Annotated in this window: 22 protein-coding genes, 4 tRNA genes and 1 riboswitch; of the genes, 17 read left to right on the top strand and 9 right to left on the bottom strand. The window is 40.3% G+C overall.

The features are described 5' to 3' along the window. Window positions 1-204: 204 nt before the first annotated feature. Window positions 205-1,668, top strand: a complete 1,464-nt coding sequence (locus L5B76_RS10970; protein WP_265755448.1) for a peptide MFS transporter — start codon at window positions 205-207, stop codon at window positions 1,666-1,668. 62 nt (window positions 1,669-1,730) lie between these two features. Beyond that, window positions 1,731-3,218 carry an aminoacyl-histidine dipeptidase gene (locus L5B76_RS10965; RefSeq protein WP_265755447.1) on the top strand — a complete coding sequence of 496 codons (1,488 nt, stop codon included), beginning with the start codon at window positions 1,731-1,733 and terminating at the stop codon, window positions 3,216-3,218. Window positions 3,219-3,286: 68 nt separating this feature from the next. On the opposite strand, the gene L5B76_RS10960 is transcribed toward L5B76_RS10965, so the two are convergent. Beyond that, entirely contained in the window at window positions 3,287-4,765 is a 1,479-nt protein-coding gene (locus tag L5B76_RS10960) for a leucyl aminopeptidase (protein WP_265755446.1), read from the bottom strand. Between the two features lie 108 nt (window positions 4,766-4,873). On the opposite strand from L5B76_RS10960, the gene lptF reads away from it, so the two are divergent. The 8 genes from lptF (at window position 4,874) to L5B76_RS10920 (ending at window position 9,848) form a co-directional block, all read left to right on the top strand. Then, window positions 4,874-5,971, top strand: a complete 1,098-nt coding sequence (gene lptF / locus L5B76_RS10955; RefSeq protein WP_265755445.1) for an LPS export ABC transporter permease LptF — start codon at window positions 4,874-4,876, stop codon at window positions 5,969-5,971. A 12-nt stretch (window positions 5,972-5,983) separates the two neighbouring features. After that, window positions 5,984-7,051, top strand: a complete 1,068-nt coding sequence (gene lptG, locus L5B76_RS10950; RefSeq protein WP_265755444.1) for an LPS export ABC transporter permease LptG — start codon at window positions 5,984-5,986, stop codon at window positions 7,049-7,051. A 76-nt stretch (window positions 7,052-7,127) separates the two neighbouring features. Further along, window positions 7,128-8,045: a mechanosensitive ion channel family protein gene (locus L5B76_RS10945; RefSeq protein WP_265755443.1), complete on the top strand. Its 918-nt coding sequence runs from the start codon at window positions 7,128-7,130 to the stop codon at window positions 8,043-8,045. Between the two features lie 239 nt (window positions 8,046-8,284). Further along, a tRNA-Leu gene (locus L5B76_RS10940) sits at window positions 8,285-8,371 on the top strand. Between the two features lie 102 nt (window positions 8,372-8,473). Beyond that, entirely contained in the window at window positions 8,474-8,758 is a 285-nt protein-coding gene (locus L5B76_RS10935) for a hypothetical protein (RefSeq protein WP_265755442.1), read from the top strand. Window positions 8,759-9,259: 501 nt separating this feature from the next. Beyond that, window positions 9,260-9,433 carry a hypothetical protein gene (locus tag L5B76_RS10930; protein WP_265755441.1) on the top strand — a complete coding sequence of 58 codons (174 nt, stop codon included), beginning with the start codon at window positions 9,260-9,262 and terminating at the stop codon, window positions 9,431-9,433. Window positions 9,434-9,683: 250 nt separating this feature from the next. Continuing rightward, a tRNA-Gly gene (locus L5B76_RS10925) sits at window positions 9,684-9,759 on the top strand. A gap of 2 nt (window positions 9,760-9,761) precedes the next feature. Further along, a tRNA-Leu gene (locus L5B76_RS10920) sits at window positions 9,762-9,848 on the top strand. Window positions 9,849-10,039: 191 nt separating this feature from the next. Here L5B76_RS10920 and pgsA read toward each other — a convergent pair. From pgsA to L5B76_RS10895, 5 genes are all read right to left on the bottom strand, one after another. Continuing rightward, on the bottom strand, window positions 10,040-10,588 hold the full coding sequence (gene pgsA, locus L5B76_RS10915) for a CDP-diacylglycerol--glycerol-3-phosphate 3-phosphatidyltransferase (RefSeq protein WP_265755440.1): 549 nt from the start codon (window positions 10,586-10,588) through the stop codon (window positions 10,040-10,042). A gap of 116 nt (window positions 10,589-10,704) precedes the next feature. After that, on the bottom strand, window positions 10,705-13,569 hold the full coding sequence (locus L5B76_RS10910; RefSeq protein WP_265755439.1) for a valine--tRNA ligase: 2,865 nt from the start codon (window positions 13,567-13,569) through the stop codon (window positions 10,705-10,707). A 114-nt stretch (window positions 13,570-13,683) separates the two neighbouring features. Continuing rightward, a complete protein-coding gene (locus L5B76_RS10905) occupies window positions 13,684-13,860 on the bottom strand; it encodes a hypothetical protein (RefSeq protein WP_017807246.1) in 177 nt (58 codons plus the stop codon). Between the two features lie 14 nt (window positions 13,861-13,874). Then, window positions 13,875-14,309, bottom strand: a complete 435-nt coding sequence (locus tag L5B76_RS10900; protein WP_265755438.1) for a GNAT family N-acetyltransferase — start codon at window positions 14,307-14,309, stop codon at window positions 13,875-13,877. Then, a complete protein-coding gene (locus L5B76_RS10895; RefSeq protein WP_103853164.1) occupies window positions 14,309-14,752 on the bottom strand; it encodes a DNA polymerase III subunit chi in 444 nt (147 codons plus the stop codon). The genes L5B76_RS10900 and L5B76_RS10895 overlap by 1 nt, the downstream gene beginning before the upstream one ends. 242 nt (window positions 14,753-14,994) lie before the next feature. Here L5B76_RS10895 and fumC point away from each other — a divergent pair, with 242 nt between their 5' ends. Further along, on the top strand, window positions 14,995-16,389 hold the full coding sequence (gene fumC, locus L5B76_RS10890) for a class II fumarate hydratase (RefSeq protein WP_265755437.1): 1,395 nt from the start codon (window positions 14,995-14,997) through the stop codon (window positions 16,387-16,389). Window positions 16,390-16,492: 103 nt separating this feature from the next. Here the strand turns inward: fumC and dld are convergent, their stop codons facing one another. Then, window positions 16,493-18,184, bottom strand: coding sequence for a D-lactate dehydrogenase (gene dld, locus L5B76_RS10885; protein ID WP_265755436.1), 1,692 nt, complete (start codon window positions 18,182-18,184; stop codon window positions 16,493-16,495). A gap of 138 nt (window positions 18,185-18,322) precedes the next feature. Then, window positions 18,323-18,970: an OmpW/AlkL family protein gene (locus tag L5B76_RS10880; protein ID WP_265755435.1), complete on the bottom strand. Its 648-nt coding sequence runs from the start codon at window positions 18,968-18,970 to the stop codon at window positions 18,323-18,325. A 377-nt stretch (window positions 18,971-19,347) separates the two neighbouring features. Here L5B76_RS10880 and L5B76_RS10875 point away from each other — a divergent pair, with 377 nt between their 5' ends. The 6 genes from L5B76_RS10875 to L5B76_RS10850 all read left to right on the top strand — a co-directional run bounded on the left by L5B76_RS10875 (window position 19,348) and on the right by L5B76_RS10850 (window position 25,601). Beyond that, on the top strand, window positions 19,348-20,076 hold the full coding sequence (locus tag L5B76_RS10875; protein WP_265755434.1) for a hypothetical protein: 729 nt from the start codon (window positions 19,348-19,350) through the stop codon (window positions 20,074-20,076). Next, window positions 20,076-20,621 (top strand): septation protein A, encoded by a 546-nt coding sequence (locus L5B76_RS10870; RefSeq protein ID WP_103853027.1) that lies wholly within the window; start codon window positions 20,076-20,078, stop codon window positions 20,619-20,621. Before L5B76_RS10875 ends, L5B76_RS10870 begins: the two co-directional genes overlap by 1 nt. Window positions 20,622-20,630: 9 nt before the next feature. Next, the gene (gene yciA, locus L5B76_RS10865) at window positions 20,631-21,089 is read left to right on the top strand and encodes an acyl-CoA thioester hydrolase YciA (RefSeq protein ID WP_017806408.1); all 459 of its coding nucleotides are present in this window, start codon (window positions 20,631-20,633) and stop codon (window positions 21,087-21,089) included. 13 nt (window positions 21,090-21,102) lie between these two features. Next, window positions 21,103-21,399, top strand: coding sequence for a YciI family protein (locus L5B76_RS10860; RefSeq protein ID WP_265755433.1), 297 nt, complete (start codon window positions 21,103-21,105; stop codon window positions 21,397-21,399). Window positions 21,400-21,513: 114 nt separating this feature from the next. Further along, entirely contained in the window at window positions 21,514-24,120 is a 2,607-nt protein-coding gene (gene acnB, locus L5B76_RS10855; RefSeq protein WP_265755432.1) for a bifunctional aconitate hydratase 2/2-methylisocitrate dehydratase, read from the top strand. Between the two features lie 220 nt (window positions 24,121-24,340). Next, window positions 24,341-24,443, top strand: a riboswitch (TPP riboswitch). Between the two features lie 102 nt (window positions 24,444-24,545). Next, window positions 24,546-25,601, top strand: a complete 1,056-nt coding sequence (locus L5B76_RS10850) for an ABC transporter substrate-binding protein (protein ID WP_265755431.1) — start codon at window positions 24,546-24,548, stop codon at window positions 25,599-25,601. A 43-nt stretch (window positions 25,602-25,644) separates the two neighbouring features. On the opposite strand, the gene L5B76_RS10845 is transcribed toward L5B76_RS10850, so the two are convergent. Then, a tRNA-Met gene (locus L5B76_RS10845) sits at window positions 25,645-25,721 on the bottom strand. Window positions 25,722-25,749: the final 28 nt, after the last annotated feature.

Raw genomic sequence — 25,749 nt, 5'->3', positions numbered from 1 at the left:
ATGCAGTTTTTTTATTGCTTGAAATAAATTAACACCCTAAATAATTACTACCTTAATTCGATGAAAATGTGAACTATATCTAAAAAACCAAAAAACATTATAAGAAAACCAAATATCTAAATAACCTTTTAGATTTGTTTTTGCTAGATTGATAACAATCATTTAAGCAGTATATTTTCCACTTAATATAAGGAGAATTATTTTATGTCTAATCCAAAAACACATTCTATTTGGGGACACCCTAGAGGTTTATTTACACTATTTCAAACCGAATTATGGGAACGTTTTAGTTATTATGGTATGCGAGCAATCTTATTACTATTCCTTGCAGATTCAATTATTAATCAAGGAATGGGATTAGATATGCAATCGGCTAAAGCAATAGTTGCGACCTATTCTGCATCTGCATTTATGCTATCCATTCTTGGTGGTTGGGCTGCAGATAGACTATGGGGGCCTTTGAGAGCAACATTATACGGTGGATTTATCATTATTTCTGGGCATATAGTTCTTTCAATCCCAATTTCTGAAACTGCTTATCTTGGAATTATTCTTATCGCTATTGGTACAGGAATGTTAAAACCCAATATTGCAACAATGGTAGGCAGTCTATATGAAGATAATGACAAACGGCGTGATGCAGGCTTTTCAATATTTTATATGGGAATTAACATCGGTGCATTACTTGCTCCACTCGTTGTGTCTTATTTCCGTAATGTGGGAGGTTATCACGCAGGATTTATTGTAGCTGCAATAGGTATGGCTATTGCCTTGTACTTTTATCTTAAAGGAAAAGGTGGATTTAGCAAGGAATCAGATAAAGTACCGAATCCAATCACTGCGGCAGAAAGAACCAAGTTACTAAAAAGAATAGGATTATTACTTATTGTACTTATTCTATTTTGGGGAACATTCCGCTATGGTTTTAATAATACCTTAGTGGCATCTATAACAAATACCTTAAATTTACTCTCTTTAATTGTGCCTGTTGGCTACTTCATTATGATGTTTAGATCAACCCAGGTTACAAAAGCTGAACGCTCTCGTTTATTAGCTTTAATACCTATTTTTATGACAACAGCGGCTTATTCTATGCTATTTGAGCAAGGTGGTTCGTCATTAATTGAATTTGCTGTTCATGGTACTCAATTAGATCTTGGTTTTATGCAAATTAGTCCTGAATGGTATAACTCAGTGAATCCACTCGCGATTATTTTATTAACTGGGGCATTTGCTTATTTATGGGTAAAATTGAATGGAAAACCATCTATACCTATGAAATTGGCTATTGGTTTAGGTTTAGTTGTTATTGCTTTTTATTATCTAGGTTTTACAGCTCAATCCTATGCTGAAAAAAATATGTTGGCACCTTGGTGGGTATTATTTGTAGCTTATATTATTATGACAATTGGCGAGCTTTGCTCATCACCAGTAGGTTATTCTGCCGCTACATTGCTTTCACCTAAAGCATTTAAGTCACAAGGTTTAGCGTTATGGTTAATGGCAAGTGCTTTTGGTCAAGCGGTTGCAGGTATTGTATTTGCGAACGTAAAACTCAGTATGGCGAATAACTTTATCTTTTTTGCAAGTGTCGGAGCAATTTTCACTATAATATTACTTGCATTATCTCCATGGACTAATCGTAAAATCAAAGAAGGATTAAATTAATTTGCCCTTCTACTAAATATTTATTTAATTTTTTATAATTTACTTAATCCAATGGTGTCATTATGTCTGAAATCAGCTATATTCAACCAATATCTTTATGGGGATGGTTTGATAAAATTTGTACTATACCTCATCCTTCTTTTCACGAAAATGAAATTGCAGAATTTATTGTCAAGTGGGCAAAAGAAAAGCAACTTTTTGTTGAACGTGATGAGATCGGTAATATTTTAATTCGAAAACCGGCTACTAAAGGTATGGAAAATCGAAAAGGCATCGCTCTTCAAGCTCATCTTGATATGGTGCCTCAATCCAAAGAAGGATATTTTCATAACTTTCAGGAAGATCCGATCCAACCTTATATTGATGGTGAATGGGTTAAAGCTAAAAGAACAACTTTAGGAGCAGATAATGGTATTGGAGTTGCATCTTGCTTAGCGATATTAGACTCTAACGATATTTCTCATCCTGACTTGGAAGTATTACTCACAATGACTGAAGAGTCAGGAATGATAGGTGCGTTAAAATTACGTGAAAATTGGCTAACATCTCAGCTGATGATTAATACAGATGCTGAGGAGAATGGCGAAATCTATATTGGTTGTGCTGGTGGCGAAGATGTTACTTTTGAATTACCCATTTATTTTGAAAATAATCCTTTTGATTGCAGCATAAAAGTTAGCATTCAAGGATTACAAGGTGGACATTCAGGAGGAGACATTCACACCAATAGAGTTAATGCAATTAAGTTACTTGCCCGTTTATTAGCGGAGCTCAACACCAACTTTAATTTTCAACTAAGTCATATTCGTGGCGGTTCAGTCAATAATGCAATTCCTCGTGAAGCTAGTGCAACATTCTCTTTTTACTCTGAAGACAAGACAAATTTGATATCTTGTCTTGAGAAAATTAGCCAGCAGTTAAAAGCAGAGCTATCTCTTTCCGAGCCAGAACTCCATTTTATCTTAGAAAATCAGAGTATTAATAATAAAGTTTTCGATCTCAAAACAACAAAAAAAATAATTCAATGCCTTAATGTTTTGCCTAATGGCGTAATTCGTTATAGTGATGAATTAAAAGATGTCGTAGAAACCTCTCTTAGTACAGGAGTACTGGTTACCGACAATAATCATATTACATTAAATATTCTAATTCGCTCACTCATTGAGAATGGTAAACAAGCAGTGAGAACAATACTACTCTCATTAGCTGAATTAGTAGATGCTAATATTACTTTTTCGGGTAATACACCTGGTTGGGTTCCGTCCCCAAGCTCCTCTTTTACCTCACTAACCAAGCAGATTTATGATGAAATTTTGGGCTTTAAAGCTGAAATTAAAGTCATTCACGCAGGGTTAGAATGTGGTTTAATAAAAAAAGCTTACCCAAATATTGATATTGTTTCTATTGGGCCAACGATCCGTAATGCCCATTCCCCTGATGAAAAAGTACATATTCCAGCAGTGAATATTTATTGGAAATTGCTTACTCAAATTCTTAAACAAGCCCCCCAAAAGGATAATAGCATAAGAAAAAATGAACTTATAGATTAACCTTATTACAAACCTTAAGCCCCCTCAAACAAATCGTTTCAAGGGGCTTATAAATGGTGAATAGCCTATTATCCTACCCGCTCAATCAAAAACTGCGTGAGTAAATTCACAGGGCGTCCGGTTGCGCCTTTGTTGGCACCTTGTAGCCAGGCTGTGCCAGCGATGTCTAAGTGTGCCCAAGTGTAGTTTTTGGTAAAGTTGGATAAAAACTCGCCTGCGGTAATTGCGCCGCCCCAGCGCCCGCCAATGTTAGCAAGATCTGCAAATGGGGATTTAAGTTGTTCTTGGTATTCTTCGCTTAGTGGTAAACGCCAAGCTTTATCCGCGCTTTGTTGTGCAGCATTGAGTAGCTGTTCTGCAAGGCGATCATTTGGCGACATTAAACCGCTGTTGTGTTGTCCGAGTGCCACTACGCAAGCCCCTGTTAGCGTGGCAACATCAATCACTAACTCAGGTTCAAAACGTTCTACATAAGTAAGCGTATCGCACAGCACTAAACGTCCTTCTGCATCGGTGTTAAGCACTTCCACAGTTAAACCGCTCATTGTGGTTAAAATATCTCCCGGGCGATAGGCATTACCGTCTGGCAAGTTTTCACAACCTGCTAGCACGCCAATCACATTTAGCGGTAGTTGTAATTCTGCCAAGGCATTCATTACACCATAAACCGAAGCCGCACCGCCCATATCGTATTTCATTTCGTCCATACTATCTGCTGGTTTTAAGGAAATACCGCCTGCGTCAAAGGTTAAGCCTTTACCCACTAACACGATAGGTTTTGCTTGCGGATTTGGGTGATTACGGTATTCAATAATAGAAAGTTGCGCTTCATTTTGGCTACCTTGTGAAACGGCAAGGTAGGCGTTCATTCCAAGCTCAGTCATTTCTTTTTCACCAAGTACGCTCACTTTAAAGTGCGGTGATTTTTCGGCGAGTTTTTTTGCTTGTTCCGCAAGATAAGCAGGGTTACACACATTTGGCGGGCAATTTGCCACATCCTTAGCTAAGCGTACGCCTAAGGCAACAGCCTGTCCTTGTTGAACCGCTTTTTCTGCTTGCTGTGCTGGCTCAACGACAAACACTATTTCTTGCAAGGCTGAATGCTGGTCTGATTTTTTGCTTTTGAATTGATCGAATTGATAAAGACTTTCTTCAATGCTTTCAACGGCAAATCGCACATTCCAATAAAGATCACGTTCGCTGATTTGCACTTCCGTTAAAAAGTTATGCACTTGCGTAGCATTGGTGGCTTTTACTGCTTGAATCGTGTTTTTGATTAATTGTTTATATTGACGAACACTGAGTTCCCCTTGCTTACCACAACCCACGACAAAAACACGCGTTAAATGTTCGTTTATATTGCGCAAGGTTACCACTTCGCCTTGTTTTCCTTTAATATCACCACTTGCAATAAGTTGACCAAGTGCGCCATTGGTCACTTGATCTAGTGCTTGAGCCGAAGGTGAAAGTTTTCCTTCTTCAAAAACAGCAACAATGACATTGCCCGTTAGTGCTGAAAGTGCGGTGTTTTTTACAGTATATTTCATTTGTTCCTCACTAATTTTACTGCTATATGTTAAAAAATACGGTATTATATGCCATTCCATTTGAAATGACTTTCATAAAAATTGCAAGTAAATAATATAGGCAATGCTGTGATTTTAACCAGATATATAACTAAAGAAGTATTAAAAAGCCAAACGGCGATCCTCTTCATTTTGCTCCTCATCTTTTTTTGCCAACAACTTGTACGAGTGTTAGGTTCCGCAGCAAATGGTAAAGTACCCGCCGATCTTGTATTTTCCTTACTTGGATTAGGAATGCCAACAATGGCGCAATTGATGCTGCCATTATGCTTATTTATTGCCATTCTGCTTACATTTGGACGACTTTATGCTGAAAGTGAAATCACCGTAATGCGTGCTTGTGGTGTGGGGCAACGCTTGCTGGTTAAGGTCGCCTTATTGTTATCCTTCGCTACCGCAGGCTTAGCGGGTTATAATGCTTTAGTGCTTTCCCCTTGGGCATTACAAAAACAAAGCCAAATTGTTAAAGACGCCAAAGCTAATCCTACAATGGGCGCGCTAGCTGCTGGTCAATTTATTTCTGCAAACAGCAGTGATTTAGTGCTGTTTATTGATAAAGTGCAAAATAATACCATTCAAGGCGTCTATGTTTTCCAAATGCAAAATAAAAAAAATGAAAAACCTTCTGTGATTGTGGCGGATTCAGGTGAACTCACCGCTTTGCCAAATGGCGATCAGGTGTTAAATCTTACCCATAGCCAACGCATTGAAGGTAGCGCAATGTTGCCCGATTTTCGGATTACGGATTTTGAGCAATATCAAGCCTATTTAGGTTATAAAGCCACAGAAAATGATAGCGATGATGCGGAAACCCTGCCGTTAAACCAACTGCTAACTAGCACCACGCCAGCGGGAAAAACGGAACTTCATTGGCGCATTACCTTAATTCTCGCCGTGCCAATTATGGCATTAATCGCCGTGCCATTGAGCCGAGCAAATCCGCGTCAAGGAAGATTTGCCAAAATTTTACCCGCACTTTTGCTCTACTTAATTTATTTTTTATTACAAAGTTCGTTCAAATCTGCTGGTGCTGCAGGCAAATTAGATGCGAGCATCTTAATGCCGGCCGTCAATGTTGCCTTTTTAGTATTAGGTATTGTGTTAAACAGCTGGAACAGTGCGTTTATGTATAAAATTCGTTACCACCTTCTCAAAAAACGTGCCTAAGGAATAACAAGAATGATGAATACACTAGACCGTTACATCGGAAAATCCATTTTAGGGGCGATTTTTGCCACTCTGCTCACCTTGGTGGGGCTTTCTGCCATCATTAAATTTGTGGAACAATTTCGCAATGTGGGGCGAGGCACTTATGATGTGTTGCAAGCAGGGATTTTCACCGTTTTAACCATTCCTAAAGATGTTGAAACTTTCTTCCCGATGGCGGCTTTATTAGGTGCGCTGATCGCCCTTGGTAACTTAGCCAGCCGTAGCGAATTAGTGGTAATGCAAGCGTCTGGATTTTCACGTTTAAAAATTGGTTTTGCAGTAATGAAAACCGCCATTCCTTTGGTGATTATGACGATGATCATTGGCGAATGGGGCATTCCGCAAACGGAACAATTTGCCCGTGATATGCGTGCTAAAGCCATTTCAGGCGGTGAAATGCTTTCCGTTAAAAATGGCGTGTGGGCAAAAGACGGCAATGATTTTATTTATGTCAGACGTATCACGGATAATGTCAAACTCAATGATATTTATATTTATCATTTCAATGATAAACGTCAGTTAGAGCAAGTCAGCCACGCCAATCAAGCAGAATTTAAAGACGGTAACTGGCAATTAATGCAAGTGAATAAATCACACATTTCAGCGGACAAAATCACCACAGCCAATTATCTCAACGAAGCGTGGCAAACCACCTTAACGCCCGATAAATTAGGCATTGTGTCTTTACGTCCGACTTCACTTTCTATTTCAGGGCTAGCAGATTACATTGCCTTTATGAAAGAAACAGGGCAAGACGCCAAGCGTTTTGAACTCACTTACTGGCGGAAAATCTTTCAACCGATTTCCGTAGGCGTAATGATGTTGCTGGCGCTCTCTTTCATCTTTGGGCCATTGCGTAGCGTAACGATGGGCGCAAGAATGATCACAGGAATTTGCTTTGGCTTTTTATTTTATGTGGTCAATGAGATTTTCGGCCCGCTGAGTTTAGTTTATAATGTGCCGCCCATCGCAGGGGCATTAATGCCGAGCGGATTATTTATTCTCATCACTTGGTGGCTACTGGCGCGCAAACGCTAGCAACTCAAGTGCGGTGTAAAAAAGAGCCATTTTTTATAAATGGCTTTTCTTTTGATTATTTATGACAGGAAATTTTATGACAGAAAACAATTCATTAACCTTGGTAACTCACACCATTACACAATGGAAAGACTGGCTAATTGGCTTTATTCCCAATATCCTCTCTGCCATTATTTTACTTACCCTGTTCTATTTTTTAGCAAAAATCTTAAGTAAGGCAGCATTACGCATTTATCGTCGCCTTTTCCCTGCAAATCCGCGAGCGGCAAAAGGAATAGAAATTGGCGTAAAAATTCTTATTTGGTTCTTTGGAATCATTCTTGCCTTAGAAGTGCTACATCTCGCCTCTTTTCTCACTCATCTTCTCGCCGGTGCGGGGATTGTGGGCATCATCGCTGGCTTTGCCTTTAAAGATATTGCGTCTAATGCCTTTTCTGGCTTATTGATTAAATCAGAACAGCCGTTTGAAATTGGTGATTGGGTCAATATTAATAATTCTATTGGTAAAGTAGTGAATATCGGCTTGGTAACAGTAGAATTAATGACCATTGAAGGCGAAACCGCGCTGATCCCAAATCAAATGATTTATAGCGATGAGTTTTTTAACTACTCCAAGCTGAAAAAACGTCGCGTAATTTTGTCTACGGGCGTTTCTTATGGCGATGACCTTGACAAGGTTCGTCAAGTAACCCTTGACTTAATGCAAGAATGGGATTTCGTGATCGATAAAAATGACATCAACTTCTACTTCACTGATATTGGCAGCTCAACCTTTGATTTTATTATTCGTTTCTGGGTTGATTTTGTTACTTATGAAGATTATTTAGAATCCAAAAGTAAAGCCATTATGGCATTGAAAAAACGCTTTGAACAAGAAAATATCAGCATTGCTTACAATGTAACTACGCTCGATTTCGGCGTAAAAGGCGGTGTGAACTTGTTCGATAAAGCCATTCAAATCAAGGATAATGGCTCAGCAACAAAAACACAATAAGACAAAATAACGCATTAGCCTATCTGTAACGATAGGCTTTTTTATGTCGAGTAAAGGTATTTTTCTTTATTTTCACTTATCAAGTGCGGTGAAAAATCACAAAATTTTTACCGCACTTTAAAATTGACTAAAATTACTTCACTCATCATCAAATTCGTAAATTTTACTTGCAAGCAAAAATCAACTCCGTATAATTCACCACATCGACAACACATTAGGTTGTTTTCTCAAACTCCTTAGCCAGTGTGACGAAATTGGTAGACGTAGCGGATTCAAAATCCGCCGCCCTTAAAAGCGTGCCGGTTCGAGTCCGGCCACTGGCACCATTTAACAAATCGTATAAATTTCCTGTTTTTTCTTAAACTACCCAATTTTTATTGACAATTCTCCTTTTTTGATACCAAAATAATGTAGCTAAGGGAGGCAATATGATTGAATTTGTAACTATCATTCTTTTTATATTTATATTAGCTGGATTTGTTATAGGCATTCCCCTAGCAATTATTTTTTCTAGTATTATCGTCGTAAAAAATAGTTATGATTTCGCCACTAATACAGCAGAAAAAATTAATGCACTATGCTTGCCTCTAACTATGGCCACTCCATTTATTTATTACAATCTCATTAATGATTCTTTATGGCAAGCTGCGCTATCCTTCCTTATCATTCCTACTCTAATTCATATAATTTGGGGTGATAAAGAAATAGATTAAGGTATTTTAATATGATCGGAATCATTCTGGCATTCATTGCCGTCTTATATTTTATTAGCATTACGATCTCTATCATCGTTGCTGTTGGAATTCTTTTGTTGCCATTAATTGTATGGCTTTTGCCTTTTATGCTTAGTGCTACAGTAGTTATTGCTTTATTTTTTTGTAACTACTTTAGTGCTTTGATTGATTTCGGAAAACCTATTAATTTCTTTCTATATTTTTACCGCAATTTTTACATTAATTTGGTTTGTTGGCGATGATACCGAAACAATCAAAAAAAGGCTTGCGAAAGAACGTTCATCAAACATAGACAATAAAGATTAGAATGAGTGAGTAAGAGATATGGAGCTTCTACTTTTCTTAATTGTGGTCCCTACCATTATTGGAATAGCATTAGGGCTAGGATTGGTCACACTTGTAGCCACGGGCTTTATTATTGTTACGATAATAATTTTAGCTATTCGATTTTGGTACCTTCTATTCATAGCAATGTTAATAATGCTATTTCCAGTACTATATTTAGAAGATTGGCTAGTTTGGGTATTAGTGCCTATCATTGCATTCTTGGCATTAATGTGGTTCGTGCCTGTTCCCGATGAGCAAAAAGCAGACTATGAAAAATCCAAAGCTGAATTTAAAGCAAGTTGGAAAGCATTAATCTCAAAAAAGTAACCTACAATTATTCTCTATCGATGATCGAGTAATAAAACTATCAACGGCTATGTTTTATAAAGGATTAATAAAAATAATGTTACTACCAAAATGAGATCTCCAAATTTTGCTTTCAAAATAAACGAATTGATAGAAAATGAATTTTTTTTAGTCAATCAAACACAAAGTAAGAAATTTCTATTTGACTAATCAGTGTAAATCCGTAAAATGCATCTCGTTGTTTAGCGAGACAGAATAGTCAGCTAAATTTGCGGGAATAGCTCAGTTGGTAGAGCACGACCTTGCCAAGGTCGGGGTCGCGAGTTCGAGCCTCGTTTCCCGCTCCAACGCCCGAGTGGTGAAATCGGTAGACACAAGGGATTTAAAATCCCTCGACTTTCGAGTCGTGGCGGTTCAAGTCCGCCCTCGGGCACCATTTGAAAATTCAAATAAATCAATAAGATAGTCGCCAAGAGCGGCTTTTTTTATATCTCATTTTTACCGCACTTTTTCTTTTACTGTCCATTTGGTGACTATTTTTAGCTTATCTCTTCCACAAAAAATTGATAAAAAAACACCGCACTTAGTTATCTATTCAACCCAAGTGCGGTGTAATTTTTGAGAATTTTATTCTTCTAATAAATTATCTTTTGCGGCTTTGAGATATTGTAGCATTGACCAAACGGTTAAAATCGCGGCGATATATAAGAATACGATTCCTGCAATTTCCATTAATACATTATAACGCCATAATAACCCGCCTAAAGCAAGCATTTGGGAAGCGGTTTTTACTTTACCGAGCCAAGATACCGCCACTTTACTGCGGCTACCGATTTCAGCCATCCATTCGCGTAGGGCTGAAACGATAATTTCCCTTGAGATCATCACAATCGCAGGTAAGGTTACCCAAAAACTATGTTGATACTCCACGACTAACACCAATGCGGCCGCAACCATAACTTTATCAGCCACGGGATCTAAAAACGCCCCAAAAGGTGTGCTTTGATTCCATTTTCTGGCTAAATATCCATCAAACCAATCTGTAATCGCGGCGACAAAAAAAATGGCTGTTGTCAAGAAAGGCGCCCAAGAGAATGGTAAATAAAATGCCATAATAAAAAATGGAATTAAAATGACACGGAATAAGGTTAGAATTGTAGGGAAATTTAATTTCATAGGGCGTAACAGTCACAGAAAATAGATAATCGTCAATTATTTTAAAGCATATTTTTCTAATTAGAAAATACTATTTAAAAAATATCCCTCTAAAAAGAGGGATATGATGTAATGAATTAAAGTGCCTCAATCGCCTGATATTGCGCTTGAACTTTTGCAATGGCCTCTTGATAACCTTGCATTTTTTCACGTTCTTTCGCAATGACTTGCTCTGGCGCTTTTGCCACAAAGGCTTCATTGCTCAATTTGTTTTCAATGCGAGCAATTTCACCGTTGAGTTTTTCTAGCTCTTTAGTTAAGCGTGCTAACTCGGTAGCTTTGTCAATAAAGCCTGCCATTGGAATAAGAAGCTCTGTGTTGCCAACCAATTTGGTTACCGAGAATGGCGCTTCTCCCCCATCCTTTAACAGTTCAACGCTATCTAGTTTTGCTATACTTGCTAATAATGCACTGTTATTGGCAAGAATTTGTTGCTGTTCTGGCGTTAAATGACGTAATAATGCGTCTAAGCCTTTACTTGGCGCAATATTGCATTCCGCACGGATATTACGCACTGCGACGATGATCTCTTTCAACCAACTCATTTGTAGCTCTGCTTGCTCATCAATTTGGCTTGCTTCATACTGTGGATAAGGTTGTAGCATAATTGTGTCGCCACTTACGCCCGCAAAACCTTTCACTTTTTGCCAAATTTCTTCGGTGATAAAAGGAATAATTGGGTGCGCTAAACACAATAATCTTTCCAATACACGCACTAAAGTGCGGCTTGCACCACGTTTTTGTGCAGCACTACCTTGTGCAAATACTGGCTTAGTCAGCTCCAAATACCAGTCGCAGAACTGATCCCAAGTGAACTCGTAAATAGCATTCGCCGCCAAGTCAAAACGATATTGTGCGAACGCAGAACGCACCGCTTCCACCGCACGATTAAACTCTGAATTGATCCAGCGATCCGCTAGGCTATACTCCACTTCGCCCTCTGATAGATCCAATTTATCATTGGTCAGCACGAAACGGCTTGCATTCCACAGTTTATTACAGAAATTACGATATCCCTCTAAGCGTTTCATATCCCAGTTAATATCACGCCCATTACTTGCAAGGGCGGCCAAGGTAAAACGCAATGCATCTGTACCGTGTGCAGCGATGCCATTAGCGAACTCTTTGCGGGTCGCTTTCGCAATTTTTTCCGCTAATTGCGGTTGCATCATATTGCCCGTACGTTTCTCGAGTAAATCTTCAAGGCTAATACCGTCAATCATATCGATCGGATCAAGGACATTCCCTTTTGATTTTGACATTTTTTGCCCTTGTTCATCACGAATCAGTCCTGTTACATAGACTGTTTTGAATGGAACTTGCGGTTTACCATTTTCATCTTTGATGAAGTGCATCGTAAACATAATCATTCGTGCCACCCAGAAGAAAATGATGTCAAATCCGGTGATTAACACATCTGTTGGGTGGAACATTTTCAGTTCTTTTGTTTGCTGCGGCCAGCCAAGGGTAGAGAATGTCCATAACGCCGATGAGAACCAAGTGTCTAGCACATCTTCATCTTGTTTGAGTTTCACATCAGAATTTAAGTGATATTTTGACCGCACTTCTTCTTCACTGCGAGCCACATAAATGTTGCCCTCTGCGTCATACCAAGCTGGAATCCGGTGTCCCCACCAAAGTTGGCGAGAAATACACCAGTCTTGAATATCACGCATCCAAGAGAAATAGAGGTTTTCATATTGTTTTGGTACGAATTGAATTTCGCCATCTTCCACCGCTTTGGTCGCCACTTCGGCCAACGGTTTTACGCTCACATACCATTGATCCGTAAGCATTGGCTCAATCGGCACGCCACCACGATCGCCATAAGGCACTTTGAGATCGTGCGGTTTGATTTCTTCCAATAAGCCTAAGGCATCGAAATCCGCCACGATTTGTTTACGTGCGGCAAAACGCTCCATTCCACGATATTTTTCTGGAATTTCCGCCACATAATCCGCTAAGGGTTTGTTGTCCACACCGATGATTTCAGGTTCATCACGAATATCCGCATTTAACGTCATTACATTTACCATTGGTAATTGATGACGTCTACCCACTTCGTAGTCGTTAAAATCGTGTGCTGGAGTGATTTTTACCACACCAGTACCAAATTCACGATCCACATAATCATCAGCAATAATCGGAATTTCACGGTTGGCTAACGGTAAAATCACGGTTTTTCCGATAAGAGATTGATAGCGCTCATCTTCTGGGTGAACTGCCACCGCGGTATCGCCCAACATTGTTTCAGGACGAGTAGTGGCAACCACTAAATAATCTTTGCCGTCTGCCGTTTTTTCGCCATTGGCTAATGGGTAGCGGAAATGCCAAAGCGAGCCTTTGCTCTCTTTATTTTCTACTTCAAGATCGGAAATTGCAGTGTGCAATTTTGGATCCCAGTTCACTAGGCGTTTACCGCGATAAATCAAGCCTTGCTCGTGCAGGCGTACAAACACTTCTTTCACCGCATCAGAAAGCCCATCGTCCATCGTGAAACGCTCACGCTCCCAGTCAATCGAATTACCCAAACGACGCATTTGCTGGCTGATTGTGCCACCTGAATAGGCTTTCCAATCCCAGATTTTTTCGATAAAAGCTTCACGGCCGTAATCGTGGCGAGTTTTGCCCTCTTCCGCTGCAATTTTACGCTCCACCACCATTTGTGTGGCGATCCCCGCGTGGTCTGTCCCCGCCTGCCAAAGGGTGTTATCCCCCTCCATACGGTGGAAACGGATCAGGGTATCCATTAAGGTTTGCTGGAAAGCGTGTCCCATATGCAACGAGCCTGTTACATTCGGCGGTGGAATCGCAATACAATAACTCGGCGCATTCGGGTTTTCATTCGGCTTAAAATAGCCCGCTTCTTCCCAGTGTTTATAAAGTGCTTGTTCTACGGCAGAAGGATCAAAACGATCTGCCATTTCAAATTTTTGTGTCATTGGTTTTTCTCTGTTTCTAACTAAACTAAATTAAAATTTGATTGTAATAATTCTGCTAATAAATTTTCACACCAATTAGGTAATACTTGTTCAAATTACGTAATCATTTTTGATTTATTTTGCATACTCAATCACTTCTTCGCGTCCATCAGGATAATGGCGCACAATATTCCCATTAGGACGCTGGAAGGTGAGAATTTCACGTTTTTTCTTATCTTCCATCCAAGGTTTAAAGCGAATGGCTAATTGCCGTTGTTGTTCGATAATTTCTTCTTTGGTCATCGGTTTCATCTTATCTCCCCAACTCAACGCACCAATTCCATATCCAAATGCGGTATGCCGTCTTCTAAATATTCTGCTGAAGTGGGCTTGAAACCAAAAGTGCGGTAGAAATTTTGCAAATAAGTTTGTGCTTGGATTAGCACAGGTTCAGCCGCCCAATGTTGTTGGCAATAAGCCAATGCTTGTTGCACTAATTCTTTGGCTAAGCCTTTGCCTCGAGCCTGTTGTGCTACTAGCACTCTGCCAATGTGAATACCGTCAGTCTGCGGAATAATGCGACAATAAGCACAAATTTTGCCGTCAAATTCTTGCCAAAAATGCACCGCACTTTGATCCCAATGATCTACTTCTTGATAAGCACATTGTTGCTCCACCACAAACACGGCAGTGCGAACTTGGTAAATGGCGAATAATTCTGCCGTGCTGAGTTCAGCAAAGGTTTTTGCATTCCACGTCATCAGGCTTGTTCCGTGCTAAGTTGCCAGCCTAATTGGCGGTATTGTTTATAACGTTCACGGGCAATGGCTTTTTGTGCTTCATCACTCGGAACAAAATCGATCACTTGGGTAAAACTTGCAACAAAATCAGGCACTTGAGCTTGTAAATTAATTAACAGCTCACGGCGTTGTGCGTTACGTTTTCCTGCCCAGCTAATTTCAATGGGCGTGGCATATTGAGTGATTTCGCCCGATAAATTATGTGGCACAAATTCTTCTGGCTCTCTCGCCCATAGGGCTTCGTCAAGGCGAAAAGCCTGTTCTTCACTTTCGCAACTAATTAACACTTTTTTGCCTAATCGCCAAGCTTGCGCAGCCAAATCACAAGCCAAGGTTTCCATTGCGGACAATGGCGCTTTGGGTTGTGTTTTTTGTAAAATGTAAAACTGTGCTTGCTTTGCCATAAAAGTGCGTCTTTTGCCTATATGAAATCAAATTTTTAAACGCATAATTTTAACGAAAAATCAGCGAAATAGAAAACATTAATTTTTGCGCTATCAAAAAATTCAACAAAATCTTACCGCACTTTATGATCTACATCACAAAACCCAACTTTGCCAACTTTCCTCAGATTCCATTCATACTTCTAAAGTGGTAAACTCAAAACGTTTTCTTATTATTAATTCAATCATTTGAGGTAACTAGAATGGAATTTCGTATTGAAAAAGACACGATGGGCGAAGTGAAAGTACCAGCAGATAAATACTGGGCGGCACAAACAGAACGTTCCCGCAATAACTTCAAAATTGGGCCATCGGCATCAATGCCACAGGAAATTATTGAGGCGTTTGGTTATTTGAAAAAAGCTGCTGCTTACGCAAATAATGAGCTAGGCGTTTTGCCCGTTGAAAAACGTGATTTAATCGCCCAAGCTTGCGATGAAATTTTAGCCCATAAACTTGACGATCAATTCCCATTAGTCATTTGGCAAACCGGTTCAGGTACGCAATCTAATATGAATTTAAATGAAGTGATTGCAAACCGTGCGCACGTTATCAATGGTGGAAAATTAGGTGAAAAATCAATTATTCATCCAAATGATGATGTCAATAAATCACAATCATCGAATGATACTTATCCAACCGCAATGCACATTGCCGCCTATAAAAAAGTGGTGGAAGTAACCATTCCTTGCATTGAACGCTTACAAAAAACCTTCGCAGCAAAAGCAGAAGCCTTTAAAGATGTGGTGAAAATCGGGCGTACTCACTTAATGGACGCCACGCCACTCACTCTTGGACAAGAATTTTCTGCCTATGCCGCACAATTAGATTTCGGTTTGCGTGCATTGAAAAACACCCTGCCACACCTTGCGCAACTGGCTTTAGGTGGAACAGCGGTAGGAACAGGGTTAAATACGCCAAAAGGCTATGATGTGAAAGTGGCTGAATACATCGCGAAATTCACTGGCTTGCCATTTATTACCGCAGAAAACAAATTTGAAGCGCTTGCCACCCACGATGCCATTGTGGAAACCCACGGTGCATTAAAACAGCTTGCAGTATCCTTATTTAAAATTGCTAACGATATTCGCTTATTGGCATCTGGTCCGCGTTCAGGCATTGGTGAAATCCTAATTCCTGAAAACGAACCGGGATCTTCTATTATGCCAGGTAAAGTGAACCCTACGCAGTGCGAAGCGCTCACAATGGTTTGCGCACAAGTGTTAGGTAACGACACCACCATTTCCTTTGCAGGCTCGCAAGGGCATTTCCAGCTTAATGTATTCAAACCTGTAATGGCGTACAACTTCTTACAATCCGCCCAATTATTAGCGGACGCTTGTGTCTCATTTGATGAGCATTGTGCAAGCGGTATTGAACCAAATCACCCACGCATTAAGCAACAACTTGAAAACTCCTTAATGTTGGTAACGGCGTTAAATACGCATATCGGTTATGAAAATGCAGCGAAAATCGCAAAAACTGCGCATAAAAATGGTACAACATTAAGAGAAGAAGCCATTAATCTTGGTTTGGTTACCCCAGAGCAATTTGACGAATGGGTTCGCCCTGAAGATATGGTGGGCAGTTTGAAGTAAAATTTGTCAAAAACTGACCGCTCTTTTCACTAAAAAAATAGCAAGCTCAATATCGAGCTTGCTATTTTATGTTGTCATTATGCTGTGCTTTTATAAATTTAAATTATGCCCAGTGTTTCTTTTTAGAAGTTTTACCAATACCAGGGTTAAAGCTATTGGTCGGATCTAATTTTTGGTAGAAGGCTTTCAATTCTGGTTTCGCTTCATACAAATGCCCTACGTTATGTTCCGCTGGATATTGCGCACCGCGTTTATCAAGCAAAGCTAACATTTCGTGTTCAATTTCTTCCCAATCGTAGCCTTTTTTGACTAAATAATCTTGGTGGAACACATAGCACATAAAATGTCCGTAGTAGAGTTTATGAATTAATTTATTTTCTAACTCGGCAGGCAATTTCTCAAACCAATCTTGATCGTTACGGCGTAAAGCAATATCCAATGCCACAATTTCTTCCACTTCAGGTTCGTGAATGGCACGATAACGAATGGCGGCAGAGGCCACCGCAAAGCGGTGCAACATTGCAGCTTGGGTTTCTTCTGGGCTACATTCAAAATATGCCCCTTTGGATTTATCTGCAAATAGGCTTTGCAAATATTCTCTTGCTTCTTTCACGCCTTCCCCACCCATTTTTAAGATTAAGTGATGTTCATATTGATCACGATAATCTCTTAAACTTTGTGGCAAATGCTGTGGCAATAATTTAGAAACAAATTGCAACGCTTTGTCGCTGAGATGATTTGGTAAAAAAGCGAATTTTTTCATTAGGCGATCGGCTTTGGCTTTGAGTGCAAATAATTTTGGTAAACGGTGTGTACCAAAACGTTTAATCACCCAGAAAGTATCTTTTCCATATTCAGCGGCAATATCAAAAGCATCACGATGAATATATTCACCCGATACAGGCAAACTGCTAAATTCAGCCAAAATATGACGGCGAATGTCAGTTAAAACTTGGGTGTCATTTGTGCCGATATAAAACACCGCACTTTCTTTATCTTGCGGGAAGGTATCCAAACGTACAGCAAATACGCCCAATTTTCCTGCACTGCCTGACGCTTCATAATGACGATTCGGATCTGCATTAAAACGTGCAGGTGTGTCTGCATCAATTTGGCGAACGTGATGACAATAATCGTGATCGTGTCCTTTACCGCAATCAAGATGAATGTCTTTACGCTGATAACGCCCTTCTTGCAAGTTAGTCAGAATTTCTTCAGGGCTATCGCCTAAATCAATACCAAGATTGTTGATTAAGTGCAATTCACCGTTCTCATCTAACTGTGCGTACAATGCCATTTCCGTATAAGCTGGCCCACGTTGCACCAAGGCTCCACCTGAATTGTTACAAATTCCGCCAATCACCGAAGCGCCGATACAAGACGAACCGATAACAGAATGCGGCTCACGTTTATATTCTTTCAGCAATAATTCCAAATCGTTTAAACGCGAACCAGCAAAACATACCACTTGCTCCGCATTATTAATAGGCTGAATACCCGTCATTCGCATTGTATTGATAAGCACAATATCACGTTCATAATCATTTCCCGCTGGGGTTGAACCGCCCGTAAGCCCTGTATTTGCTGCTTGTGAGATCACGATCACATCGGCTGCAACACAAGCTTCTAACACTTGCCAATATTCTAATAATGATCCGGGGCGCACCACGGCTAGCACTTTTCCTTGCCCGAAGCGGTAGCCTGTGGTGTATTCTTCCGCTTTTAGCGGATCGGTAATAAGGTATTTAGGTGTAACAATTTGCGCTAATTGCGTAATTAATTGAGTCGCTGACATTTGATCCCTCTTTATACTGCGTAACAATAATTTAACATTTACTATAAAGGGGATAGGTGAAAATTTCAATCTTTCAATTAAAGAATAAAAGATAAAAAAGCCTGCATTCAATGCAGGCTAAAAAATAAGACAACTGAATTAGAACTTATATCCTAACCCCATAAAGAATACAAATGGGTTAAGTTTAACATCTACTTCGTGATCTGCGCCTAAGGCTTTGAATTTCGCCGTAGTTTTGATTTTTGTGTACCACATTGCAGTATTGAAATAAAGATTGTCCGTAAGCTTAATATCAATCCCTAAATTAACCACTGGTGCAAAAGAATTTTTCTTCACTTGTAAATCAGTTACTGCTGCGTGAGTGGATTTTGCACTGAAAAATCTGGTGTAATTTAAACCTGCACCAATATAAGGACGCGAATTTGCGTTTTTATCTAAGAAATAATATTGCACATACAAACTTGGTGGAAGCTGTTTTAACTTAACCGCATTGCCTAAATCCAAATTTAATGCAGGAACCGCTGCTTTGATTTTATGAGAAAACGGTGTTGCACCAAGTAATTCCACCGCAAGATTATCCGTAAACATATAAGTTGCGGTTAGCCCTAATTGCGCGTTGTCGCCTACTTTCAAATTAACATCTATTGGTGTTTTAGTGTGAGAATCTGAATTTGCACTCACAAACACGCCCCCCGCTCTTAATAGCACATCACCAGCTTGATGCGCATTGGCAGAAGTAGCCACAAAAAGACTTGCTAAACCTAATGCAATCAGTGTTTTTTTCATAAAAATCCCCCTATGGTTAATATCCTTACAAACTATGTGCATTTAGCACGGCGGAAATATACCACTTAATAGTTATTATTTTTGTGATGAAGTTCAAAGTTTTTAAAAAATTGTTAAAAAAATTGAAAAATTTATTTACCGCACTTTTCATTTTGTTTAACAATAGGGCATATTGAATAGCATATATTGAAGCTATGTTTGCGCGAAATGCCATAACATCTCAAAGGATTGAAGATTTGAAGGATTGCGATATAGGATTTTTACAAAGCCAAAAGCAACAAAAACAGAGTTATTGTATAATGTCGCAATGATTTTTAACTGGAAGCAAACTAATGAACATTAATTTTACTCAAATTTTTCAAGATTGTTGGAATTTTATGCGTAATCAAAAAAAGATTACCCAGCAATTTATCTTTTTCTTTTTTATTAGCTCGTTAATCTTCTATTTTCTTTTAAGCTCGGTCGTGCCGATGCCTGAAATCAGCCAAACAAATGGACAAAATTTGCCTTTGCCAAGCAATATCAGCGCAGAATTTTTGGTAATTGGCGTGGCACAACAGTTAGTTAGCCTATTTATTTCTTCTTGGGGGATTCTCACCTTTCACCGCATTAGCACTCAACAACAAAATCCGTTAAATCAAAATCCCTTAAACCAAAGTGCGGTACTAACGTTGCAACGTTTTGCGGGTGTGGTGGCAGTGAGTGTGATTGGATTTATTCCCTTGATGATTGGCGTGGTAGAAAGTCTGTTTGCCATTTTACAAGGACAATCCCCTTCAATTCTCTCTTTGGTGGCGATGTTGCTCGGCTTTTTCATTTTTGTACGCTTAAGCCTCGCTTCTACAGAATATCTGATTCAGCCCGTGGGCATTATGCAAGCGTTGAAAAATAGCTGGCTAAGTGGCGTGAAACGCGCTGCACCGTTGTTTATTTATTGTTTATTAATTTATGTGGTGCTGCCGTTTGTGGTAAGACGCATTTCATCATTGAGTGATAACCTAGTTTTTGATGTGGTAATGTTATTTTTAAGCGCTGCAGTTGGCGTGTTTTCGTTACTTTTCACTTATCGCTTTTACACCTTATTTATGCGCAAGGATCAACAATAATGAAACAAATTTTAGAATTTATACCGCTCTTAGTTTTTTTTGCTGTTTATAAACTGGTTGGTATTCGTGAAGCGGCCATCGCCTTGATTATTGCGACAATCATTCAGCTTGTGGTGCTGAAACTGAAATACGGCAAAATTGAAAAACAACAGCTCATTATGGGAAGTGCGGTGGTTTTTTTTGGCGCTTTATCCGCTTATTTCAACGAATTAGAATTTTTAAAATGGAAAGTAACGGTAGTTTATGCCTTGTTTGCCTTGGCATTAATCATCAGCCAAGTGATTTTTAAGAAACCGCTCATTCAGCAATTATTAGGCAAAGAAATTCAACTGCCTGATGCCGTTTGGAATAAATTAAATCTGGGCTGGGCAGGATTTTTTCTGTTTTGTATGATCCTAAATATCATCATCAGCCAATATTTTTCCGATGATCTTTGGGTAGATTTCAAAACCTTCGGCATTATTGGGCTTAGCCTTGTTGCAACAGTCGCAACAGGCGTTTATATTTATCGTTATCTTCCAAAAACAGAGAATAAAGAACAATAGGAAAACATTATGTCTGCATTTATTGAAACCAAAACGGGCCGCCAATCACAAGGCACATTGTTATTACGCACCCTTGCTATGCCTTCTGATACCAATGCCAACGGCGATATTTTCGGTGGTTGGATTATGTCGCAAATGGATATGGGCGGTGCAATTTTAGCCAAAGAAATTGCGCACGGCCGAGTGGTTACCGTGGCGGTGGATAGTATGACCTTTATCCGCCCGATTTCTGTGGGCGATGTGGTATGTTGCTACGGCCGCTGCGTGAAAGTGGGACGCACTTCATTGCAAATTAAAATTGAAGTGTGGGCGAAAAAAGTATCCAGTGAACCCATTGGTGAACGCTATTGCGTAACCGAAGCCGTATTCAGCTTTGTTGCGGTAGATAGCAACGGACGACCGCGTGCGGTTCCAAGAGAAAATAACCCTGAGCTAGAAAAAGCCCTTGCGTTAATTGATGAAGCCTAAGAAAGGAGAAACTATGTATTACGTTATTTTTGCTCAAGACAAACCCAATACCCTTGCTCAACGCCTTGCGGTGCGTGAACAACATCTTGCACGTTTAAAACAATTACAAGCAGAAAACCGCCTTTTAACCGCAGGCCCAAATCCTGCCATTGATGACGAAAACCCCGGTGAATCTGGATTTACTGGCTCAACAGTAATCGCCCAATTTGACAGCCTTGAAGCAGCACAACAATGGGCAAGCCAAGATCCTTATGTGGAAGCTGGCGTTTATGGCGAGGTGATTATTAAGCCATTTAAGAAAGTTTTCTAAGCAAAAAATCGCAAAAATTCTCTCAAAAAACACCGCACTTTTCTTGTTTAACGCAAGAAAGTGAAAACAAGAAAAGTGCTACCCCTAACGATAAAAGCAATAAGAGGAAACACAATGTCAAACTTTCTACAAAATTACCAAAAACATATTGATGAACGTGCGGCACAAGGTGTTGTACCAAAACCATTAGATGCCGAGCAAACCGCACAGCTTATCGAATTATTAAAAAATCCCCCTGCTGAGCAAGCCGATTATCTCCTTGAGCTTTTTAAAACCCGTGTGCCAGCAGGAGTAGACGAAGCAGCTTATGTCAAAGCGTCCTTCCTTGCTGCAATTGTCAATGGCACGGCCCATTCGCCATTGATTAGCCCAGAAAGTGCGGTGCAAATTTTGGGCACAATGCAAGGCGGTTATAATATTGAACCGTTACTGCAAGCCCTTGATAATGAAGCCCTTGCCCCTTATGCCGTCAGCGCCCTTTCTTCCACCCTTTTAATGTTCGATAATTTTTACGATGTAGAACAACGTGCCAAACAAGGCAATCTTTACGCGCAACAAATTCTTGAATCTTGGGCGAATGCAGACTGGTATTTATCACGTCCAAAATTAGATGAAAAGATCACCGTTACCGTATTTAAAGTGTCGGGCGAAACCAACACAGACGATCTTTCCCCCGCGCAAGATGCGTGGTCGCGCCCTGATATTCCTTTGCACGCCTTAGCAATGCTGAAAAATGAACGAGAAGGTATTCAACCTGATGATGTAGGCAATATTGGGCCAATTCAACAAATTAATGCGTTAAAAGAAAAAGGCTATCCGCTTGCTTATGTAGGCGATGTGGTCGGCACAGGTTCATCACGCAAATCTGCCACTAACTCAGTGCTGTGGTTTATGGGGGAAGATATTCCTTACATTCCGAATAAACGTGCAGGTGGCGTGGTATTAGGCGGAAAAATTGCCCCTATTTTCTTCAACACCTTAGAAGACGCGGGGGCATTGCCAATTGAAGTAGATGTCAGCAAGCTCAATATGGGCGATGTGATTGATATTTACCCATACCAAGGCAAAATCTGTAAACACGATAGCGATGAAGTTTTGGCTGAATTTAGCTTAAAAACCAATGTGTTATTAGATGAAGTACGCGCAGGCGGACGTATTCCATTAATTATCGGACGTGGGCTAACCCATAAAGCGCGTCAATCCCTTGGCTTACCTGATAATGATGTGTTCGCGAAACCACAAGCGGTGGCGGATAACCACAAAGGCTTTACCCTTGCACAAAAAATGGTCGGCCGCGCTTGTGGTGTAGAGGGCATTCGCCCGGGGCAATATTGCGAACCAAGAATGACTTCGGTCGGCTCGCAAGATACCACCGGCCCAATGACCCGTGATGAGCTAAAAGATCTCGCTTGTTTAGGTTTTTCATCAGATTTGGTGATGCAATCTTTCTGTCATACGGCCGCCTATCCAAAACCGGTGGACGTTGTTACTCACCACACCCTGCCAGATTTTATTATGAACCGTGGCGGTGTTTCCCTGCGCCCAGGGGACGGCGTGATCCACTCTTGGCTCAACCGTATGTTATTGCCTGATACCGTAGGCACTGGCGGCGATTCGCACACACGTTTCCCGATTGGTATCTCTTTCCCTGCGGGGTCAGGTTTGGTGGCGTTCGCCGCTGCCACAGGCGTAATGCCGTTGGATATGCCTGAAAGCGTGCTAGTGCGTTTCAAAGGGGAAATGCAACCGGGGATCACCTTGCGTGATTTAGTACACGCTATTCCTTATTATGCGATCCAACAAGGCTTACTCACCGTAGAAAAACAAGGCAAGAAAAATATTTTCTCAGGCCGTATTTTAGAAATTGAAGGTCTAGAACACCTTAAAGTGGAACAAGCCTTTGAGCTTTCTGATGCCTCTGCTGAACGCTCCGCGGCGGCTTGTACTATCAAATTAGATAAAGAACCGATCATTGAATATCTCAATTCCAATATCGTGTTGCTCAAATGGATGATTGCAGAAGGCTATGGCGATGCACGCACCCTTGAACGCCGTATCAAAGCAATGGAAAAATGGTTAGAAAACCCAGAATTGCTCAGCGCTGATCCTGATGCAGAATATGCCGCGGTGATCGAAATCGATCTCAACGAAATCAAAGAACCGATTTTATGCGCGCCAAATGATCCTGATGATGCTCGCCTACTTTCTGAAGTGCAAGGGGATAAAATTGACGAAGTGTTTATCGGCTCTTGTATGACCAACATTGGGCATTTCCGTGCCGCTGGAAAATTATTAGCCAAATTCAAAGACGTGATTCCAACGCGTCTATGGCTTGCGCCTCCAACTAAAATGGACGCCAGCCTATTAACAGAAGAAGGCTATTACAGCATTTACGGTAAAAGTGGCGCGCGTATTGAAATCCCAGGCTGTTCACTTTGTATGGGTAACCAAGCGCGCGTGGCAAACAACGCCACCGTGGTGTCCACTTCCACTCGTAACTTCCCGAACCGCTTAGGACAAGGTGCAAACGTGTATTTGGCTTCCGCAGAACTCGCCGCCGTAGCAGCACTGCTCGGCAAACTGCCAACGCCAGAAGAATACCAAGCCTATGTGGCGGATTTACAGCAAGACAAAGACGACACTTATCGCTATATGAATTTTGATCAACTTAATCAATATACACAAAAAGCCGATCAAGTAATCTTCCAAGCACCAGCTTAATAACGCCTATCACAAAGTGCGGTGAAAAATTCAAAAAATTTCACCGCACTTTCTTTTTTCTCGGTTTATTAAAAATAAAAATGCAGTTACTTTCTTTCCTAAATGAAAAGCAAAGTGCGGTAATTTTTTTCATTATTTTTATTAAATCTTTTCATCATTAATTAATGCCATTTGACCTTTTTCTCATTGACAGCCCTAGCCTGCCCTTTCTATACTAAACGAGAATTAGTCGGGGTGCTTGATGGAATATCCAAACAAGCTGAGATAATACCCGTGAACCTGATTCAGTTAATGCTGACGTAGGAAACTAATTAGATCATATTCTTGCAAACGCCTTTATTTTGCGGAATTTTCTGCTTTACCTTTCTAATTTCTTCCTTGCTCGTCAATATCACTTTTTACTTTTTGTTAATAAGGAAATGACAATGCAATTTAATACTTTTCTTTCATCATTTTGGCAAAAATTAGGTTTTATCCTTTTTGTGCTGTCTAGCTTATCTATACATAACGCCCAAGCACAAGGACGGCTTAATATTTATTGCAGTGTGCAACATTCTGTCTGCGAAAAAATGGCACAAGTTTTTGCCAAGAAATATAACGTGGACACCAAATTTGTGCGTAACAGCACGGGGGCAACCCTTGCCAAAATCAAAGCTGAGCAAGCCTTGCCTCAAGCGGATATTTGGTACGGCGGCACAATTGAACCGCACTTTCAAGCCGCGCAATTAGGCTTACTCGAGCCTTATCGTTCACCATTGCAAGCGGAAACTATGCCACAATTTAAAGCCCTGCTCGACAAACACGGCGATGTTACCTCCATTGGCTACATTATTGTGTTAGGCATTGGCGTAAACACCGAGAAATTCAAACAATTAGGCATTAAAGACTATCCAAAATGCTGGAAAGATTTAACCGATCCAAAATTTAAAGATCAAATCCAAATGCCTGATCCGCGCAATACTGGCACGGGCTACACCTTTATCGCAACGCTAGTACAGTTATTCGGTGAAGAAGAAGCCTTCCGCTACTTGAAAGCCTTAGATAAAAATATTTCTCAATATGCTAAAAGTGGTACAGAGAAATCCAATCTCTCTCGTGGTGATGCGGCGGTAACCATTGGTTTTATTAATGGTTATCAAACCGAGAAAGAAAACGGTGCGCCTGTGGAAGCCATTTTACCTTGCGAAGGCGACAGCTATTCCCTTGGCGGCATCAGCATTTTAAAAGGGGCAAGAAATTTACAAAATGCAAAATTATTTATGGATTGGGCATTAACGCCTGAAGCGCAAGAAATTGCGTGGCGCGAAGAAAAAATGTATCAAATTCCAACCAATATTCACGCCAAAGCCTCACCAAACTCCACTGATCCAAAAACCTTAAAACTCATTGACTTTGATTTTGAACGCTTTGGTTCAGATGAAGAGGGCAAGCGCTTGATTAAGCGTTGGATTGAAGAAATTAAGCTCAATGCGACAAATTAAGCAGACAATAAAAAACCGCCGATAAAATCGGCGGTTAGAAATCTGGTTGCGGGGGCTGGATTTGAACCAACGACCTTCGGGTTATGAGCCCGACGAGCTACCAAGCTGCTCCACCCCGCGTCTGTGGGGGCGTACTATACGCTGTTTT

Source organism: Avibacterium sp. 21-594, assembly GCF_026226815.1.
Classification (GTDB): domain Bacteria; phylum Pseudomonadota; class Gammaproteobacteria; order Enterobacterales; family Pasteurellaceae; genus Avibacterium; species Avibacterium avium.
Note: the sequence above shows the minus strand (reverse complement) of the source record. Positions and strands in the feature narration are given on the sequence as shown.

Bases quoted from the DNA above. Each gene is read 5' to 3' on its own strand.
- L5B76_RS10900 (WP_265755438.1), bottom strand. From the start codon at position 14,309: ATGACGTGGAATGCAAAAACCTTTGCTGAACTCAGCACGGCAGAATTA.
- L5B76_RS10875 (WP_265755434.1), top strand. From the start codon at position 19,348: ATGCGTAATCAAAAAAAGATTACCCAGCAATTTATCTTTTTCTTTTTT.
- L5B76_RS10970 (WP_265755448.1), top strand. From the start codon at position 205: ATGTCTAATCCAAAAACACATTCTATTTGGGGACACCCTAGAGGTTTA.
- L5B76_RS10935 (WP_265755442.1), top strand. From the start codon at position 8,474: ATGATTGAATTTGTAACTATCATTCTTTTTATATTTATATTAGCTGGA.
- yciA (WP_017806408.1), top strand. From the start codon at position 20,631: ATGTCTGCATTTATTGAAACCAAAACGGGCCGCCAATCACAAGGCACA.
- fumC (WP_265755437.1), top strand. From the start codon at position 14,995: ATGGAATTTCGTATTGAAAAAGACACGATGGGCGAAGTGAAAGTACCA.
- L5B76_RS10905 (WP_017807246.1), bottom strand. From the start codon at position 13,860: ATGAAACCGATGACCAAAGAAGAAATTATCGAACAACAACGGCAATTA.
- L5B76_RS10870 (WP_103853027.1), top strand. From the start codon at position 20,076: ATGAAACAAATTTTAGAATTTATACCGCTCTTAGTTTTTTTTGCTGTT.
- pgsA (WP_265755440.1), bottom strand. From the start codon at position 10,588: ATGAAATTAAATTTCCCTACAATTCTAACCTTATTCCGTGTCATTTTA.
- L5B76_RS10860 (WP_265755433.1), top strand. From the start codon at position 21,103: ATGTATTACGTTATTTTTGCTCAAGACAAACCCAATACCCTTGCTCAA.
- L5B76_RS10880 (WP_265755435.1), bottom strand. From the start codon at position 18,970: ATGAAAAAAACACTGATTGCATTAGGTTTAGCAAGTCTTTTTGTGGCT.
- L5B76_RS10930 (WP_265755441.1), top strand. From the start codon at position 9,260: ATGCTATTTCCAGTACTATATTTAGAAGATTGGCTAGTTTGGGTATTA.
- L5B76_RS10895 (WP_103853164.1), bottom strand. From the start codon at position 14,752: ATGGCAAAGCAAGCACAGTTTTACATTTTACAAAAAACACAACCCAAA.
- L5B76_RS10960 (WP_265755446.1), bottom strand. From the start codon at position 4,765: ATGAAATATACTGTAAAAAACACCGCACTTTCAGCACTAACGGGCAAT.
- L5B76_RS10965 (WP_265755447.1), top strand. From the start codon at position 1,731: ATGTCTGAAATCAGCTATATTCAACCAATATCTTTATGGGGATGGTTT.
- dld (WP_265755436.1), bottom strand. From the start codon at position 18,184: ATGTCAGCGACTCAATTAATTACGCAATTAGCGCAAATTGTTACACCT.
- lptG (WP_265755444.1), top strand. From the start codon at position 5,984: ATGATGAATACACTAGACCGTTACATCGGAAAATCCATTTTAGGGGCG.
- L5B76_RS10945 (WP_265755443.1), top strand. From the start codon at position 7,128: ATGACAGAAAACAATTCATTAACCTTGGTAACTCACACCATTACACAA.
- acnB (WP_265755432.1), top strand. From the start codon at position 21,514: ATGTCAAACTTTCTACAAAATTACCAAAAACATATTGATGAACGTGCG.
- L5B76_RS10910 (WP_265755439.1), bottom strand. From the start codon at position 13,569: ATGACACAAAAATTTGAAATGGCAGATCGTTTTGATCCTTCTGCCGTA.
- L5B76_RS10850 (WP_265755431.1), top strand. From the start codon at position 24,546: ATGCAATTTAATACTTTTCTTTCATCATTTTGGCAAAAATTAGGTTTT.